The organism is Mucilaginibacter gilvus, from assembly GCF_004054195.1.
Classification (GTDB): Bacteria; Bacteroidota; Bacteroidia; order Sphingobacteriales; family Sphingobacteriaceae; genus Mucilaginibacter; species Mucilaginibacter gilvus.
Window position 1 is genome coordinate 163197 of sequence record NZ_SBIW01000007.1, and the last position, 17382, is coordinate 180578.

Sequence of the window (17382 nt, forward strand, 5' to 3'; positions counted from 1 at the left end):
ATAACAAACTTGCTCTTACTGTTTAAGCTATACCGAAGTTTGTTACCCGAAGGTACTCTACCGGTTTGGAAGCAAATACCGTAAATAGCCCGGAGAGGGTGGGTGTTTTTCCCGGATAAAGCGTGTGCTAAAGTCAAACAAGCGCGGAAGGCAATAGGGGGTGGAAGCCTGCTAATCGGCAGAAGCCGCTTTTAAAGCCACTCCACTTGCCTGCAAATACGCACTTATCGTCCCAAATTTCAATCCCTTTTGCTTACAGCTTACAATCAGATCTTCCATCCGTCGCAGCATTGCCTCACCGCTGTTTTTACTTACATAGCCGGGGAAACCAAACCTTTGTTTATCTGTAATATCGGTGAACTCCCAGGGGTGGTAATACAGGTTAAGATATTTATCGGCCCGGTAGGTTTTATGGCACAGGTATTTATAAAACCACATAGGGAAGTTATGCAGCGCCAGCCAAAATAGGGGTAGCCTTAACATGGGGCTTACCGATGCAGGCAACTGCAGCACCCCGCTCTGCCAAAACACAGTGCGCGAAACTTTTAGGTTATTATAACGCCCGGGCAACCATGTGGGGTTGATGGAACTGTTATACAGGTAGCCGGCCTTGTGGATCTCGGCTTCGTCAACCGGCATCATACGTGCCATGCGGTAGCCCGTTATTGGCTGGCCGGTAATGCCTTCTAATACCAGTTTAGAGCTGAGCAGATGCGCGGGCTCGAATGCAGAATGATAATATCCGTGCGAGGCTACCTCGTGCCCCTCGGTTATCATTCTTTTAATAAGCTGCGGTTTAGCAAGCGCAAAGGTTGCGGTGCAAAAAAAAGTGGCTTTTACCTGCTGTTTTTGCAGCATGGCCAGTATAATTTCGGTGCCTGCGATTGATATCGCTATCTGTTCGTCAAAAGAAATGGTTTTGCCGTACTCGAGCGGCATATCAAATTCTTCTATATCAAAACTCAACAAGATCATGCCGGTGCTGGTTAATGCTGCTGCTTTCTATCACATAATTTGGTCTTAGCTTGGTTTGCAGGAATATTTTACCCACGTAAATACCAATAATACCCATAATGATCAGCTGCAGGCCGCCTAAAAAGAATATCGACATTAAAATAGATGCCCAGGCCGCCGAGGCGTAACCTACCGTAACATCGCCGGTGTAGTAGCTATACAAAACATACGGCAAGCAAATGCCTGTTAACGCCGAAAAAGCGAAACCCAGGTAAACCGCAAAGTAAAGCGGGCGGATGCTGAAGGAGGTGATGCCCTGGAAGGCAAAGCGTACCATTTTAATGAACGAATACTTACTCTCGCCCGAGTGGCGCGGATCGGCCACGTAATTGATGCCGTATTGCGAAAAGCCCAGCCACTTGATAATGCCGCGCAAAAAGGGGTCTATCTCTTTAAATTGCAGCAGGGCATCGGCAACCTTACGGTCAATAAGCCTAAAATCGGCAGTGCCAGGTTCCATATTAATTTCTGATACACGGTTAGCCAGCGCATAAAACATGTTGGATGTAGTGCGCTTAAATAAGGAGGTTTCCGCAGCAGATTTGCGCCTGCTGTAAACAATATCGTAACCTTCCTCCCATTTGTTTAAAAACGCGGGGATCAGCTCTGGCGGGTGCTGCAAGTCGCCATCCATGCAAATAACGCAGTGGCCGTCGGCATAATCCAAACCTGCTTTTAAGGCGTTTTGGTGGCCAAAATTGCGGCTTAGTTTAATATAATGGATGCGGTTGTCCTGGCTGTTAAGGGTCTTTAACAAGTTGGCGGTCTCATCCTTACTGCCATCATCTACAAAAATAAATTCGTAATCGTAAGGCTGGGTGGCAAAGACCTTGCGCAACCCCTGTATCAATATTGGTAAATTTTGTTCTTCGTTAAATGCAGGTACAACAACCGATACCTTTTTCTGGTGGTCGTTCACTGCTTTTGTTCGATTTTTTGGAACTATCATATATTTAATAGGTAGGGGCAATTGTTTTTGCGGGTTCGGTACCCCGTATAAATTGAGGTGCCGGTTTTTTTACCAGCATTTCGGTTATTACAGCAAGCCATACCAGCAGGCATGGCAATGCTTTTAGCGCGTAGGGCACCATGAAATTATTTTTGATGTAGCCCGGGAAAATATCTGTACGGGAAAGGCTACCAAAATACAACGCGAATACAAAAAGAGCGATCTGCCATTTAGTTAACGGCTGCGGGGCCGACATAAACCAAACGGCGACGCCAGCGAACGCGATAATATACGTACACTGCTCAGACCCGGTACTGAAAAGCACCACAAATAACAGGCACGATGCCAGCATTAATAGTTTTGGGCGCATATCGCCGGCCATATACGATTTAAGGGACGATACCACAAATAAAACCAAACCACCGAATAATACAGGGAGTATGCTCACATGGTGCCCAAGCATGCGGCGTACCATTCCCATCACCGAGATATCCTGATCGCGTGTGGCCATTCCCATGTTTTGTACATTCTTATTTAATAGCGAATTGTACCAATCGATGTACGAATAAGCGATAAAATGCGGCGGAAAGAAGAGCATCGGCAACACAAATAACACCACCGCCCAAACCAGCAAACCGTATATAAACTGTTTTTTTTGCTTGGAGAGCAGAAAAAATACTATGCCTATAATGCCGTAAAGCTTGATGAACAGGCCAAGCATAATAAACAGGGCGGCCCAAAAATCCTTTTTATTTTCTACCAGTACCCAGGTAATTATCAAAAGCGCGGCGATTGCTCCGTTGGTTTGAAACTCTTTTAACGATAGGATGAGTTCCTGCGTGCATATAATGCAAATGATATTTTTTTTGAGGGTGCTTAATGGCAAGAGCTGGATGGCGGCGAAAAGAAATACAACGTTGCACACCTGCCACAGGTAAATGCCGAGCGTGCCTTGCAATAAAGCAAAAGGAGCTATGATAAGGCAAAATAGGGGGCCGTAATGGTTGCTGTCCGCATAATATTGCGGGTAATTGGCGTACAAGTTTTGCCCCATAGAGGCATTAAAATAAGTGTATTTAAAAATAAGATAGTTATTGATGGAGCCGTACCCGATGTAGTTGAAAGTATAGAAAACGGCGATGAGTATCCAGGCCGATAGGATGATGTATTTATTGCTCAGAAATTTGATAAACAGGTTCGGCTGCCCTATGTTGGTCATTGAGGATCTTGTTACTGACCAAGAGTACGGTGAAAGCCGGACTAATGAAACAGCGGTTTGTACAATAGTTTTTATTAATTATTGGGATAAAGATAATTCATTTTTTGAAATTGTATTCAAAATGTTACAAAAATGACCTCTTTTTTGGAGGAGTTAAATACTGATAAATGCCTGTTAATTTGGCCATGCTAATACTTGCTAAACATGTTTAAACAATCATTTTTTGATCGATTAGCGGAGGCATTTTCAACTTTAGCGTACAATGCTTTTCTTTGACCAATAAAACTTAAATAATTTGGCGAACGATATTTTCGGGCAGGCTTTGTGGGATCACTTTAAAATAGCGAAGCCTGCCAAGCTTTTCATCAACAACAAATACGGCCCAAAAGAGGAAATGCCGCTGGACGTTTATTTTCGTAACGGCGACGAGATGCCTGATCTGGAGTTGCTGGCCTTAGAAAAATGCAAGGGCCGGGTGCTGGATATTGGCGCAGGGGCGGGCAGCCACGCCTTACTATTGCAACAACGGAGCATTGAGGTTACAGCGATGGATATATCGGGCAGGGCGGTGGCTATTATGCAGGAGCGCGGTGTGAAACAAGCCGTTGAGCACGACATATTCAATTACATCGGCGAGAAATTCGATACCCTTTTATTGTTGATGAACGGGATAGGGCTTTGTGGCAATATTCAACAATTACGTGTATTTTTACAGCATACCAAAAAACTCCTTAAACCGGGCGGACAATTATTATTCGATTCTTCTGATATTGCTTATTTGTTTGAGGGCGACCTGCCCGCCGACTCCTATTACGGCGAACTGTGGTACCAATATGCCTACAAAGGGCAAAAGACCGAATGGTTTCAATGGCTTTACATTGATGCAGATACACTGATACAGGTTGCCGCCGAAGAGGGCTGGGCAATAGAAATACCGGGCGAAGATGATATGGACGGATACCTGGCGAAGCTAATGCGTTTAGATTAACTGATTATGATGAAAACCTTTTACAAAACCATACAAACCCTTTGCCTGCTATTATTAGCCGCAGGCACCTTACAGGCCCAAACTAAACTTCCATCGTGGGCTTTTGGCCCTTTTGTAAGGCCGGCCGGGGTAAACCCACTCATCAGCCCGGATAGCACCACCCGTTTTAACGACCCGATGTACAAGCGCAGCGTTGACTGGGAAAGCAATGATACCTTTAACCCCGCAGCTACCGTCAAAAATGGTAAGATATATATCCTGTACCGCGCCGAGGATAAATCGGGCACTGGGATAGGGGGCAGAACCTCGCGCATCGGGCTGGCGGAGAGCGCCAACGGCACCACGGTAAAGCGTTCGCCGGTACCGGTGCTCTACCCATCAAACGATAGCCAAAAAGCGTTTGAATGGACAGGCGGCTGCGAAGACCCGCGTGTTGCCATGACAGCAAACGGTACTTACGTTGTTTTCTACACCCAATGGAACCACGACCTGCCGCACCTTGGCGTTGCTACCTCAAAAGATCTAAAAACCTGGGTAAAGCACGGGCCTATATTCCGGAAAGCCTATAATGGTAAGTTTCATAAAATAGCCAGTAAATCGGCCTCTATTATTACTAAGTTGGTGAATGGCAAGCAGGTGATCGCCAAAATAAACGGCAAATACTGGATGTACTGGGGCGAAACCGGGGTTTATGCCGCTACCTCTACCGACCTGGTGAACTGGAAACCCTTAATTAATAAAGACAGCACGCTGAATGCGCTGATATCCCCTCGCCGCAACTACTTCGACAGCGACCTCACCGAATGCGGGCCGCCCGCTATAATCACAGCCAAAGGCATTGTGCTGTTATACAATGGCAAAAACAACCCTACATATGGCGATAAAAATTATACAGCCAACTCTTATTGTGGGGGGCAGGTAATGTTTTCGTCAACGGATCCTACCAAATTCATTGGTCGCTTAGATAAGCCATTCTTTGTTCCGCAGGAAGCTTTCGAAAAAAGCGGGCAATACCCGGCAGGCACGGTGTTTATGGAAGGGCTGGTGTATTTTAAAAGTAAGTGGTTTTTATACTACGGTTGCGCCGATTCGCGCGTAGGGGTGGCCATTTATACGCCGGGGAAGTAGGAGGGATTTAATATCGAACGCCGAATTTTGAATGATGAAGTAAAAGGGAAGGCCAACTAACCCTTGTTATACGGTTCAGAAAATAGCATTAGGGATTGAAGCGGATACAAGCCTGCGCGTAATGCCTGCAGGCGTATGATCGTAAAGCCCGGCCGCAAGCAATGCCATCATTTTGAAGAATTTTATCCAATTTCATTTGCCCATCCGCACATTTTCCACTGTAACAATTTTGCGGGGATACAATAAACATTTCAATTTGTTTGCAAATGAAATTAATTCATATATATTTACCAACGAATTATACCCCTAATTGGCACCAGATTTAGTGAAAAGGTTTTTTGCGATACTGTTATTAAGTGTGCACCTGTTTTATACAGGGGGGTACGGCCTGTTCTTTCAATATTTCATCCATCAGTCCGAAACGCAAATTGTTAAGCAGATTTACGAGAACAAAGTAGATGCTACACAGCTTGTGCAGATAAAACTGCCTGTGCATATGCCCGCGATACAGGACTGGCCCGATTACGAACACGTACAGGGCCAAATTCAATTAAAAGATAATTATTACAACTACGTTGGCGTAAAAATGACCCGGGATACCATGTACCTGGTGTGTATTGCCAATAGTGTAAAAACACGGTTGGTGAGCGCCAACCTTATTGTAGCCAAAGATGTAAGCGATGTACCGCTGAACAAAAAAGGTGCCGATGCGCAGGTGAAGAAAGCCGCTAATGGTATCGACTACAACAACCCTGTTGTTCATTACAGCTTTGTTACATTCTCCCAAACTTTGAAAGGACATGAGAACCCTATATCTACAAAGTTAACCAATCTTTACATTGAATCTCCGGGCAAACCGCCCAATTTCAGCGCTTAACAAAATATATTTGATTTTGTATCCCTTACATTTTTTACTGTGCCTCATCATAGGGGGATAGTTATTCATCTTGCATTTCGCCGTGTTGTTACCCGGTAAAAAATGTAAAGGATATATGTTTATACCCGCGCTTATCTTGTAAGCCAAGTTACGCTGAATTTTTATCTTAATTAATTTTATCCTAATTCCTTTTTATGAAATATCTTTTACAATATACTTACAGGTATTGTGTCGGTATTGTTGCTTTTGTTGCCCTGTCACAAACCGTTTGTGCGCAAACAGAAAGCGATGCTATCATGATCCCGAAAAACTATATATGCGTAGCAGGCATGTACGCCCATAATAACTGGGACCACTACTGGGAAGGCACCCTTAAACGCGAAAATTTAAACCTTGGCGATATAAGCAGCAATATTTACAACGTTGGGGTTGTTTACGGGCTTAGCAACCGCATCAATATATCTGCCTTTACGCCGTACATTACAACTAAGGCAAGTGCAGGTACATTACGCGGCCAGCGCGGTTTTCAGGATATTAACCTGGCTTTTAAGTGGATGGCTGTGCGCGAGCAAATTGGCAGAGGCCTGCTTAGCTTCCATGCCATTGCTTCGGGCTCTATCCCCGTAGGTAATTACCAGGGAGATTATTTGCCTTTTGCACTGGGTAGCCGCAGTAAAAGCATTGCCGTACGCGGTTTAGTGAACTACCAGATAGGCAGATTTTTTGTTGCCGGCGCGGGGCAATACATCCGCAGGGACAACATGACTATTGACCGCGATGCTTATTATACCACCGAAATGCATTATACCAACCAGGTAGCATTGCCAAATGCCACAAATTTTTTAGTTAGCGCAGGTTTCCGCAGCCTCTTATTAAATGTAGAAGCTATTGCAACAAAATATACTACACTGGGCGGTTTTGATATCACCCGCAATAACATGCCTTTCCCAAGCAACCGTATGAATGCCACCGCAATAGGTGGTTTAGTAAAATATATGCCACAAACTATAAGAGGGCTTGAGTTTACCGCAGGCAGCAATTATGTAGTAGCAGGCCGCAACGTAGGCCAAAACTTTCAAATAATGGGTGGTATAGATTATGTTTTTTCGGTAAAAAAAGAAAAGAAATAAAAAGGGGAGAAAATCATGAAAACAAGAATACTATATATATCAGCATTATTATCGGCGGCTCTTTTTGTGGCATCGTGCAAAAAAGATATTACCGAGCGTAACCAGGAGTTCCCTGCATTGGCACCGGCCAATATCGATCTGAACGCGGATACCTGGGTACCCATTTTAACAGGTGCATCAACTTTTACGGTAGCTACACCAGAGGCCATCACCACGCCAAATTATCTGGCCGATCTGAATGAAATAAAAAGCTATCAGAAGAACCTCAACAGCGAACAAAAAGATATTATTAAATACTGGAGCGCTGGCTCGGTATTGCGCTGGAACGAGATATTGCGCGAACTGGTCGCTAAACACAACCTGCCGCCATACCAAAATGACAACGGGACTTACCCCTTCCCAAGCGCTACAAACCCATTGGCTTACCCGCTGTTCCCGTTTTCTAACCCGCCATATGCGGCCCGTGCTTATGCTTATGTAAGCGCTGCGCAATACGATGCGTTGGTACAGGCCTGGAAGTTTAAAAAATCATTCAATCGTGCGGCACCGTACAAAAACGATGTAAATGTGCAGGCATTGGTTCCAAAATCTGATCTGCCTGCTTACCCAAGCGAAGACGCTGTTGTTGCCGGTGTTACCGCGCAAATGATGGTGCTGTTATTCCCCGGTGATTTGGATTATATACAGAAAAAAGTTGCTGAAGAAAAATTGTACCGTTTAATGGCAGGTGCCAACACCCGGTCTGACTGGGATGCAGGCGAAAACTTAGGCAAACAGGTTGCAGCCGTATTTTTAGCACGCGCCCGTGGAGACAAAGCTAACTTAGCCGCTGGCGTGAAAGACGATTGGACTAAATTTGAAACAGTTGCAACCGCCGCAGGCAACACACCATGGATAAGCCTTGAGTTGCCGCATCGTCCGCCGATGTTGCCATTGTTCCCTAACGTTACCCCAATATTGTTGCCGGCCGGCACTGTAGCCGCAATTCGCCCTGCGGCACCTTTTAAGGAAGGTACTGCTGAGTATGAAAAGGACATGCAGGAAGTAATGGCCATGAGTAACGACCATAGCCGCGAGCACGAACGCATCGTTGCCTTTTGGGCAGATGGTGTGGGGACTACAACGCCCCCCGGCCACTGGAACGCTATTGCCGCCGAAGAATTTGTAAAACATAACTACAGCGAAGTACGCTGGGCGCGCAACCTTGCATTATTGAACATGGCCGAAATGGATGCTGCCATTGTATGCTGGGATACTAAGTATTTTTACTTTAACCCGCGCCCAACGCAAATGGTGGCCGGCATAAAAACGCTTACAGGTATACCAAACTTCCCGTCTTACATCTCCGGGCACGCTACGTTTAGCGGTGCTGCCGCTACCGTACTTGGTTATTTGGTGCCTGAACGTGCCACAGAGTTTATAGCAATGGCTAACGAGGCGGGCATGTCGCGCCTTTATGGTGGTATCCATTATCGTAACGATTGCACTGTTGGTTTAACTACCGGCGTTAAAGTTGGCGAGTTTGCTGTCAACAAAGGCAAGGCTGACGGATCTAACTAAAAATAACAGAGATAGAATTATTGCTGATGAGAACCGAACAAAAGTTGCATTATATTTTACGCATAGCTATAGCGATGTGTTTTATTGGCCACGGTGTTTTTGGTGTAATTACCAAAGAGATCTGGTGCAATTATTTTGCGGTGTTTGGTATTGGTAAGATAACCGCCTATTCGCTGATGCCCTGGGTTGGTGCTTTCGATATTTTAATGGGAGTAATTATGCTGGTATACCCGGTACGCGCCATTGCCCTATGGCTGGTAGTGTGGGGTACGTTCACGGCGTTTTTAAGGCCCATGTCGGGAGAGCCTCTTGCAGAAGTGATAGAGCGGGCAGGCAATTTTGGCACGCCATTGGCGTTGCTCATCCTATCCGGCGGTGTAAAAAACTGGAAACAATTATTTGTGCCGATAGATCCATCGGCGCAGGTAAACCCAAAAACAATGGAAACTGTAAGTCATTGTTTAAAGGTGGTGGTTTTTTTACTGCTGATGGGGCATGGCTGGTTAAATGTTATTGAAAAAAAAGGTCTGTTAAACCAGTACGCTTCGCTCGGGTTTTCGCACCCGGGTAAGATTGCGGTAATGGTTGGCGTTTTTGAGATAACGGCTGCGCTTATCGTACTCATCAAACCCGTTAGAAATATATTGCTTGTATTGTTCATCTGGAAGATATCCACCGAATTGTTTTATCCGCATTACGAAGTTTTTGAATGGATAGAACGCGGCGGGAGCTACGGGGCAATACTGGCATTATGGTTCGCGCTTAAAGGAATACCATCCGGTTTCAGCATACCCTCTCCGCAAAAAATTACTAAACAAGAACCTACTAACCAATTATAAATTCCCGGTAAAATACCGGGTTTACTACGTGCCTTTGTTGGCGGGCAGTAAAATTACATCTACCATTTTTAAAGCCCACATTATCATGAAAATTGTATTAAAATTCGCGGCAGCTATCGCCGTCTTCTTATTCCTGACTAAAACCGAAGTAAAAGCTCAAGGTTGCGTAGCTATCCGTAGTACCGGTGGCCTTTGTAATATGGACGAACACCCAGACAGCACAACTTCGGGCGGCGTATGGTTGTTTAACAGCAATAGCCGTTACTACCGGTCATACAAGCACTTTGTAGGCTCCGAGGAGCAAAAACAACGTATAGCGCTGGGTACTAACGTAATAAATCACTCTTACGCGCAAGACCTTGCCCTTACCCGCATATTTAATAACCGCTGGTCGTTCTCGTTAGATATCCCTGTATTGGCAAATAGCCGCTCATCGTTGTATGAGCATGGTGGCAAAGAGCGCCGCCTTACCCATTCTTTCGGCGTTGGCGATATCACCCTAAAAGCTTACGCTTGGTTATTAAACCCGACTAAAGCCAAAAAAGGGAACATACAGATAGGTTTAGGTTTAAAACTGCCTACAGGCTCATATACCTACCAGGATTATTTTTACAACACTGGTACCGGCGGTGCTAAAACGCTTGGCCCGGTAGATCAGTCTATCCAGTTAGGAGATGGCGGTACCGGCATCACAACCGATATCAACACCTATTACAACTTTTCGCATAAATTTGGCTTGTACGGTAGTTTTTACTACCTCATCAGCCCGCGCGAGTTGAACGGTGTGTCGTCTGCACGTGGTGGTACACCAAGCGCCAAGGCAGTTGCCAATGGCAGCGATATCATGAGCGTACCCGATCAGTTGATGGTAAGAGCCGGTGCAAACTATGGCGCAGGTAAATTTAACTTCTCGACCGGTATCCGTTACGAGTGCCTTCCGGTTAAAGATCTTGTTGGCGGTAGCAATGGTTTCCGCAGGCCGGGTTACATTACCTCTATTGAGCCGGGTGTAACTTACCGTATCAGCAAATTCTCTATTTATACTTTTGTACCGGTAGCTATTGTACGTAACCGTACCCAAAGCGTACCTGATAAAATTTCTACGCAATTAACCGGCGTAGACAATCACGGCGACGCGGCGTTTGCAGACTACGCGGTAAACCTTGGCATATCGTTCAAATTATAATTTATAAAATGTGTTTAATTAATTAGTTAAAAGCCGGGCGTAGTGACCCCGGCTTTTTCAGTTTAAGAAACGCCAGATAATGAATTGCGAAATTCGTGTCCATTAAATGTCTTATTGCGTATTATTGATGAATATTGTGCCAACTCTTTAATAGTTTTACCACATGAAACTTGCCGAACAAAATTTTACAGCCCTTAGGCTTATTTTGCCTCCAGCCCCAAAACCGCTTGGAGTGTACAAACCTTGTTTAATTGATGGAAAGTACCTGTACGTATCTGGCCACGGAACGGTTAAAAGCGATGGTAGCCTTATCATCGGTCGCATAGGGCAGGATCTTACCGCCGAAGAAGGTAAGCTTGCTGCAAGGCAGGTTGGTTTAGCTATCCTGGCTACCATAAAAGCCCACGTAGGCAGCTTAAATAAAGTTAAGCGTGTAATAAAAGTGCTGGGTATGGTAAACTGTACTTCTGATTTTGAAAAGCACCCTTTTATTATAAACGGAGCGAGCGAGTTGTTTGCCGCTGTTTGGGGCGAGGATAATGGCATAGGTGTACGCAGTGCCGTAGGCATGGGTTCATTGCCTGATAATATCCCCGTGGAGATAGAGGCTTTATTTGAATTAGAGGACTAAATGAACGCGTGGACGACAGCTATGTGGTACACTATAAACGACGTTGATAAACTGGATACACCTGCATTAGTGGTTTATCCCGATAGGGTAAAATACAACATTAGCCTGGTGAAAACCATGGTTGATGACGTTACGCGCCTTCGCCCGCATGTAAAAACGCATAAAAGCCCGGATGTTACCAAACTGATGCTGCAGGCAGGCATTGGTAAATTTAAATGCGCCACCATTGCCGAGGCCGAAATGCTGGGCATTTGTAATGCGCCGGATGTGTTACTGGCATATCAGCCCAACGGGCCAAAGCTGGCAAGGTTTATCCGGCTAACCAAAACTTTCACCGATACTGTTTTTTCTTGCCTGGTTGATAATATTGGTACTGCAACGGCCATTGCCGAAGCTGCTTTAAACGAAGACTTAATAGTTCCCGTTTTTATCGATCTGAATATTGGCATGAATCGTACAGGTATCAGTCCCGCGGATGCTTTAGAATTGTACCAGGCCTGCGCGGAAATAGAAGGTATTACCATAAAAGGCCTCCACGCTTACGACGGGCACATCCACGATGTTGATTACGGAGTAAGGCAGCAACGATCGGACGAATCTATTGAACCTGTGCTGGAACTGGCTTCGGCCATATATGATGAGGGCTATCCCGCGCCAGTAGTGATAGCCGGTGGTTCGCCAACTTTCCCTATCATCGCGCAGCGGGAAGGATTAGAATGCAGCCCCGGTACCTTTGCCTATTGGGATAGGGGGTATGAGCTTGCTTTTGAAGAGCAGCCTTTTCAAACCGCAGCCTTAATTATTGCCAGGGTTGTTTCCTTGCCGGATGAAACGAAGGTTTGCATTGATGTAGGGCATAAATCCGTATCGGCGGAGAACGAGCTGAGTAAGCGGATCTACTTCCTCAACGCACCCGAACTTGTGTTTAAAAGCCAAAGCGAAGAACACCTGGTGGCCGATGCAGGCCCCAATCATCATTTTAAAGTAGGCGATATTTTGTATGGTTTACCTTATCATATTTGCCCAACAATAGCTTTATATGAACGCGCTATAACTGTTGAAAATCAAAGCATTATTGGTGAGTGGTTAAATGTAGCAAGGGATAGAAAAATCAGTATCTAAAAATCATTCTATCTGGGTAATCCTAAAAGTAATCTGTGAAATCCTAACAATATGTTTATTATAGACGCCCACCTCGACCTCAGCATGAACGCGCTGGAATGGAACCGCGACCTAACACAGCCCATTGCAGCTATCAACGCCCTCGAGGCCGGGTTAACCGATAAACCCGACCGCGGTATCGGTGTGGTTTCCCTGCCCGAGCTGCGTAAAGGGAACATAGGGCTGGTGGTTGCTACGCAGATAGGCCGCTACGTTGCGCCCGATAATAATTTGCCGGGTTGGCACTCGCCGCAACAGGCCTGGGCGCAAACCCAGGGACAGCTGGCTTGGTACAATGCCATGGAAGATGCCGGTGAAATGGTACAAATAAACAACCTCGCTTTGCTCGAAAGCCATTTACAGCTTTGGGCAGATGGAGAAGACAATCTAAAAAAACAGGTTGGCTATATCCTCAGTTTAGAGGGTGCTGACTCTTTTGTAGATGTAAGTTATTTAGAACGCGCTTATAACAATGGCCTCCGCGCTGTGGGCCCTGCGCATTACGGGCCGGGCAGATATGCTAACGGCACCGATGCCACAGGTAAAATGGGTGCAAATGGATTGGAGCTGCTGAAAGAAATGGAGCGCCTGAATGTAATACTGGATGCCACCCACCTTTGCGACGATGCTTTTTGGCAGGCACTGGATAACTTTAACGGGCATATTTGGGCAAGCCATAATAATTGCCGCGAGCTGGTGAATCATAACCGCCAGTACAGCGATGAAATGATAAAGACGCTGATAGACAGAGGCGCTGTAATAGGTGCCGCTTTGGATGCCTGGATGATGGTGCCCGGATGGGTGAGGGGGCAATCAACCCCTAAAGGGATGAGTTGCAACATGGAAGTGATGGCAGACCATATAGACCATATTTGCCAACTGGCAGGCAACACCCTGCACGTTGGCATGGGTACCGATCTGGATGGCGCTTTTGGTAAAGAGCAATGCCCTTACGATTTGGAAACCATAGCTGATCTGCAGAACGTACCCGCGCTGTTAAAAAAACGTGGCTATACCGATGACGATATTGATAATATGATGCATGGCAACTGGCTGAGGTTCTTAAGGAGCGCCTGGAAATAAATAATACGATGAACGAAGAGCAGGGCAGGTTAAAAGCAACAAGTTGGAAAAAGTGGGGCCCCTACGTAAGCGACCGCCAATGGGGAACCGTGCGCGAGGATTACAGCGCCAACGGCGATGCCTGGTCATCTACCACGCATGATATGGCCCGCAGCAAGGCCTACCGCTGGGGCGAAGAAGGTATAGCAGGCATCAGCGATAAGGAACAGTTGCTTTGCTTTGCCATTGCGCTTTGGAACAAGGAGGACCCTATCCTCAAAGAGCGCTATTTTGGCCTCAGCAATAGCGAGGGTAACCACGGTGAAGATGTAAAGGAGCTGTATTATTACCTTGATAATACGCCCACGCACTCTTACATGAAAATGCTGTACAAGTACCCGCAGCAGAAATTTCCTTACCAAATTTTATTAGAAGAAAACAAACGCCGAGGCCGTAACGACCCGGAATTTGAACTGATAGAAACCGGTATTTTTAATAACGACGAGTATTTCGACGTTTTTGTAGAATACGCCAAGCAGGATCAGGACGATATCGGTATCAGGGTCACTATTCATAATCGTGGCAATACCGAGGCAAGTTTAAATGTACTGCCCACGCTGTGGTTCCGTAACACTTGGTCGTTAGGGTATGGGCACGATGAATCATCTTTGTCGGTCGGTACGGCTAATCAGATCAGTGTCAGTCACCATGAGTTGGGCGAACTTTACTTAACAGCCGAAGGCTCACCGGAATTGCTGTTCTGTAATAACGAAACCAATACCAAACGGTTCAATAATTTTGATGATGGCAAGCGCTTTTATAAGGATGGCATTAACGACTACATCATCCACGGGGCAGAAACCGTAAATCCCGGTAAAACCGGCACAAAGGCCGCGGCTAACTACGATATTACCATCCCGGCTAAAGGGAGTTATACCGTCCGCCTAAGATTATCGCCCAATAAAGAGAGCGACTTTACCTCCTTTGATGAATTGTTCGCTACTCGCAAAGCAGAGGCGGATACCTTCTATAACGAGTTGCACCCTACAGGAACTGGCGATAAAGCCATGATCCAACGGCAGGCTTTCGCCGGGATGCTTTGGAATAAGCAATTTTACTATTACGATATTCACCAATGGCTGAACGGCGACCCGGCCCAGCCGCTACCACCCGAGCGGCGTTTAACCGGGCGCAACAGCAAATGGCCGCAATTTAATAACCGGGGCGATATCATTTCGATGCCCGATAAATGGGAGTTCCCTTGGTTTGCGGCTTGGGACCTGGCCTTTCATTGTATCCCGCTGGCCAGCGTGGATATGGCTTTTGCAAAAAATCAACTTACCCTGCTAATAAAGGATTGGTATATGCACCCCAATGGTCAACTACCAGCATACGAGTGGGATTTTAGCGATGCCAACCCGCCGGTGCATGCCATGGCCACCTGGAAGATCTACCTGCTGGATAAGGCCAATAACGGCGGCGTGGGCGACACCTACTTTTTAGAACGGATCTTCCATAAACTGATGCTGAACTTTACCTGGTGGGTAAACCGTAAGGATGCAGTAGGCAATAATATTTTCGAAGGTGGTTTCCTCGGCCTGGATAATATCGGCGTGTTCGACCGTAACATGCGTTTTGGCGACGGCACCCATCTGGAACAGGTAGACGGCACCAGTTGGATGGCCATGTATTCGCTCAACCTGCTGCGTATTGCAACGGAACTTGCCGCTACCAACAAGGCTTACGAGGATATAGCATCGAAATACTTTGAACACTTTATTTATATAGCGGGAGCTATGTCCACCCTGGGCACAGACAATACCGGGCTTTGGGACGAGGGCGACGGATTTTTCTACGACCAGCTTCGCCTGCCCAATGGCAATGCTGAAAAGATGCGCGTTCGCAGCATTGTCGGCCTGATCCCGCTATTTGCCGCCGAGGTACTGGACGAAGCCGCGATTGCCGATAACCCTATTTTTAAAGGCCGGATGGAATGGTTCACCGCCAACCGTCCCGACTTGGCCTCACTGGTGTCTCGCTGGAACGAGGTGAGGGCAGGGGGCACGCATCTCATCAGTCTGCTGCGCGGTTACCGCATGAAAAGCCTGCTGCGTTATATGCTGGATGAGAACGAGTTTTTGAGCGCTTATGGAATCCGTTCGCTTTCTAAATATCACCTCGAACACCCTTACAGCGTAAATATCTACGGCAATAATTTCAGCATTAAATACATTCCTGCCGAAAGCGACAGCGGCCTTTTTGGCGGCAACAGCAACTGGCGCGGCCCGGTTTGGATGCCCATGAACTATCTCATTATCGAAAGCCTGAACACCTATCACCAATACTATGGCGACGATTTCAAAGTAGAATGCCCCACCGGCAGCGGCAATATGATGACCCTGAAAGAAGTTGCAAACGAAATTTATATCCGTATCTCGCGGATCTTCCTTCGCGACGAAAACGGGAGGCGTGCTGTATACGGCAACAATGAAAAACTACAAACCGACCCCGAGTTTAACAGTCACATCCTCTATTACGAATACTTCGACGGCGATAATGGCAGCGGCAAAGGCGCATCGCACCAAACGGGGTGGACGGGGTTGATTGCGAATTGCCTGTATCATTAAGCGGCGCCTGTAACCAAACGGATAATATTGTAATTTTAAATTACGTTAGTCAATAATATGTCAATCACAACCGAAGAAGAGTTAGCAGGGATAAAGGAAATTAGTGAAATAGTTGCGCTCACCCTTAAAGAAATGAGAGAGTACGCCAAACCGGGAATCACCACAAAAGAACTGGACGATTTTGGAGGTGAGCTGTTGAAAAGATCAAACGCACGCTCGGCCCCAAAATTGACCTATAATTTCCCAGGCTATACCTGTATAAGTGTTAACAACGAAATAGCACACGGTGTACCTTCGGGTAGCAAAATAGTAAAAAAGGGCGACCTGGTAAATATTGATGTCTCTGCCGAATTAAATGGTTTTTGGGCAGACAACGGTGGCTCATTTATTCTTGAGCAAGATATTTTTGGACATCAACCTTTAGTAAATGCGTCGAACGAGATCTTGAAAAAGGCGATCAGTAATATCCGTGGTGGGGTTAAAATCTCTGAGATAGGTAAATTAATAGAAACTGAAGCCAGGTTGCGCGGGTTTAAGGTTATCAAAAACCTAACCGGCCATGGCGTGGGCAGAAGTTTACACGAAGCGCCGCACGAGATAGCGAATTATTGCGACAGGTCCAACATCACCCGTTTCAAAAAACATAGCGTAGTTGCTATTGAAACTTTTATCTCCACAAAATCAAATTACGCGGAAACCGGGGCTGATGGCTGGACGTTGACGGGGGAAAGAGGTGGATTCGTCGCTCAGCATGAGCATACTATTTTAGTTACAGGAGGAGCACCAGTGGTCCTCACTGCCAAAAACTTGATCTGAGCGCAGCTATCCGCTGGCGTTTCGCACCAAACCGACTGGACTGGTTGCGAATTGTTTGGGCGATTAAGGCGGCCAATTGTATTTTAAAGGCAAATTTATTTAACCGTTTAGAGCCTGTTTAAAAATGAGTTAAGAAAAATGAGTATTTGTTGAGAAGTGAATAAAAAGGCCATCGCTGGCCGGATAAATAAATAT

Annotated in this window: 15 protein-coding genes; 12 read left to right on the forward strand and 3 right to left on the reverse strand. The window is 46.1% G+C overall.

The annotated features are described in order from the left end of the window. Nucleotides 1-171: 171 nt before the first annotated feature. Genes EPL05_RS15120 through EPL05_RS15130 form a run of 3 tightly spaced genes read right to left on the reverse strand, consistent with a single transcriptional unit; the run spans nt 172 to nt 3182 of the window. Nucleotides 172-975, reverse strand: coding sequence for a polysaccharide deacetylase family protein (locus EPL05_RS15120; RefSeq protein WP_128534820.1), 804 nt, complete (start codon nt 973-975; stop codon nt 172-174). After that, a complete protein-coding gene (locus tag EPL05_RS15125) occupies nt 956-1963 on the reverse strand; it encodes a glycosyltransferase family 2 protein (protein ID WP_128534821.1) in 1008 nt (335 codons plus the stop codon). The genes EPL05_RS15120 and EPL05_RS15125 overlap by 20 nt, the downstream gene beginning before the upstream one ends. Nucleotides 1964-1967: 4 nt before the next feature. After that, the gene (locus EPL05_RS15130) at nt 1968-3182 is read right to left on the reverse strand and encodes a glycosyltransferase family 87 protein (protein ID WP_128534822.1); all 1215 of its coding nucleotides are present in this window, start codon (nt 3180-3182) and stop codon (nt 1968-1970) included. Between the two features lie 295 nt (nt 3183-3477). Between EPL05_RS15130 and EPL05_RS15135 the strand changes: the two genes are divergently transcribed. The 12 genes from EPL05_RS15135 (at nt 3478) to map (ending at nt 17187) form a co-directional block, all read left to right on the forward strand. Next, nucleotides 3478-4170, forward strand: coding sequence for a class I SAM-dependent methyltransferase (locus EPL05_RS15135; RefSeq protein WP_243837302.1), 693 nt, complete (start codon nt 3478-3480; stop codon nt 4168-4170). Between the two features lie 6 nt (nt 4171-4176). Further along, entirely contained in the window at nt 4177-5298 is a 1122-nt protein-coding gene (locus tag EPL05_RS15140; protein ID WP_166727725.1) for a glycoside hydrolase family 130 protein, read from the forward strand. Nucleotides 5299-5623: 325 nt separating this feature from the next. Continuing rightward, nucleotides 5624-6175 carry a hypothetical protein gene (locus EPL05_RS15145; RefSeq protein ID WP_128534823.1) on the forward strand — a complete coding sequence of 184 codons (552 nt, stop codon included), beginning with the start codon at nt 5624-5626 and terminating at the stop codon, nt 6173-6175. Nucleotides 6176-6369: 194 nt separating this feature from the next. Then, nucleotides 6370-7305 (forward strand): hypothetical protein, encoded by a 936-nt coding sequence (locus EPL05_RS15150; RefSeq protein ID WP_128534824.1) that lies wholly within the window; start codon nt 6370-6372, stop codon nt 7303-7305. Nucleotides 7306-7320: 15 nt separating this feature from the next. Then, the gene (locus EPL05_RS15155; protein ID WP_128534825.1) at nt 7321-8865 is read left to right on the forward strand and encodes a phosphatase PAP2 family protein; all 1545 of its coding nucleotides are present in this window, start codon (nt 7321-7323) and stop codon (nt 8863-8865) included. A gap of 26 nt (nt 8866-8891) precedes the next feature. After that, complete coding sequence (locus EPL05_RS15160) at nt 8892-9704, forward strand: hypothetical protein (protein ID WP_128534826.1); 813 nt, start codon at nt 8892-8894, stop codon at nt 9702-9704. An 85-nt stretch (nt 9705-9789) separates the two neighbouring features. After that, on the forward strand, nt 9790-10890 hold the full coding sequence (locus tag EPL05_RS15165) for a hypothetical protein (protein ID WP_208394762.1): 1101 nt from the start codon (nt 9790-9792) through the stop codon (nt 10888-10890). Nucleotides 10891-11053: 163 nt separating this feature from the next. Continuing rightward, complete coding sequence (locus tag EPL05_RS15170; RefSeq protein ID WP_128534827.1) at nt 11054-11521, forward strand: RidA family protein; 468 nt, start codon at nt 11054-11056, stop codon at nt 11519-11521. A gap of 21 nt (nt 11522-11542) precedes the next feature. Next, nucleotides 11543-12643, forward strand: a complete 1101-nt coding sequence (locus EPL05_RS15175) for a D-TA family PLP-dependent enzyme (RefSeq protein ID WP_208394763.1) — start codon at nt 11543-11545, stop codon at nt 12641-12643. Between the two features lie 51 nt (nt 12644-12694). Beyond that, nucleotides 12695-13765: a dipeptidase gene (locus EPL05_RS15180; RefSeq protein ID WP_128534829.1), complete on the forward strand. Its 1071-nt coding sequence runs from the start codon at nt 12695-12697 to the stop codon at nt 13763-13765. An 8-nt stretch (nt 13766-13773) separates the two neighbouring features. Then, nucleotides 13774-16371, forward strand: a complete 2598-nt coding sequence (locus EPL05_RS15185; protein ID WP_128534830.1) for an MGH1-like glycoside hydrolase domain-containing protein — start codon at nt 13774-13776, stop codon at nt 16369-16371. 57 nt (nt 16372-16428) lie between these two features. Then, a complete protein-coding gene (gene map, locus EPL05_RS15190; protein ID WP_128534831.1) occupies nt 16429-17187 on the forward strand; it encodes a type I methionyl aminopeptidase in 759 nt (252 codons plus the stop codon). The last annotated feature ends 195 nt before the right edge of the window (nt 17188-17382 follow it).

Bases quoted from the DNA above. Each gene is read 5' to 3' on its own strand.
- EPL05_RS15125 (WP_128534821.1), bottom strand. From the start codon at position 1,963: ATGATAGTTCCAAAAAATCGAACAAAAGCAGTGAACGACCACCAGAAA.
- EPL05_RS15130 (WP_128534822.1), bottom strand. From the start codon at position 3,182: ATGACCAACATAGGGCAGCCGAACCTGTTTATCAAATTTCTGAGCAAT.
- EPL05_RS15155 (WP_128534825.1), top strand. From the start codon at position 7,321: ATGAAAACAAGAATACTATATATATCAGCATTATTATCGGCGGCTCTT.
- EPL05_RS15140 (WP_166727725.1), top strand. From the start codon at position 4,177: ATGATGAAAACCTTTTACAAAACCATACAAACCCTTTGCCTGCTATTA.
- EPL05_RS15150 (WP_128534824.1), top strand. From the start codon at position 6,370: ATGAAATATCTTTTACAATATACTTACAGGTATTGTGTCGGTATTGTT.
- EPL05_RS15180 (WP_128534829.1), top strand. From the start codon at position 12,695: ATGTTTATTATAGACGCCCACCTCGACCTCAGCATGAACGCGCTGGAA.
- EPL05_RS15175 (WP_208394763.1), top strand. From the start codon at position 11,543: ATGTGGTACACTATAAACGACGTTGATAAACTGGATACACCTGCATTA.
- map (WP_128534831.1), top strand. From the start codon at position 16,429: ATGTCAATCACAACCGAAGAAGAGTTAGCAGGGATAAAGGAAATTAGT.
- EPL05_RS15120 (WP_128534820.1), bottom strand. From the start codon at position 975: ATGATCTTGTTGAGTTTTGATATAGAAGAATTTGATATGCCGCTCGAG.
- EPL05_RS15160 (WP_128534826.1), top strand. From the start codon at position 8,892: ATGAGAACCGAACAAAAGTTGCATTATATTTTACGCATAGCTATAGCG.
- EPL05_RS15165 (WP_208394762.1), top strand. From the start codon at position 9,790: ATGAAAATTGTATTAAAATTCGCGGCAGCTATCGCCGTCTTCTTATTC.
- EPL05_RS15185 (WP_128534830.1), top strand. From the start codon at position 13,774: ATGAACGAAGAGCAGGGCAGGTTAAAAGCAACAAGTTGGAAAAAGTGG.
- EPL05_RS15170 (WP_128534827.1), top strand. From the start codon at position 11,054: ATGAAACTTGCCGAACAAAATTTTACAGCCCTTAGGCTTATTTTGCCT.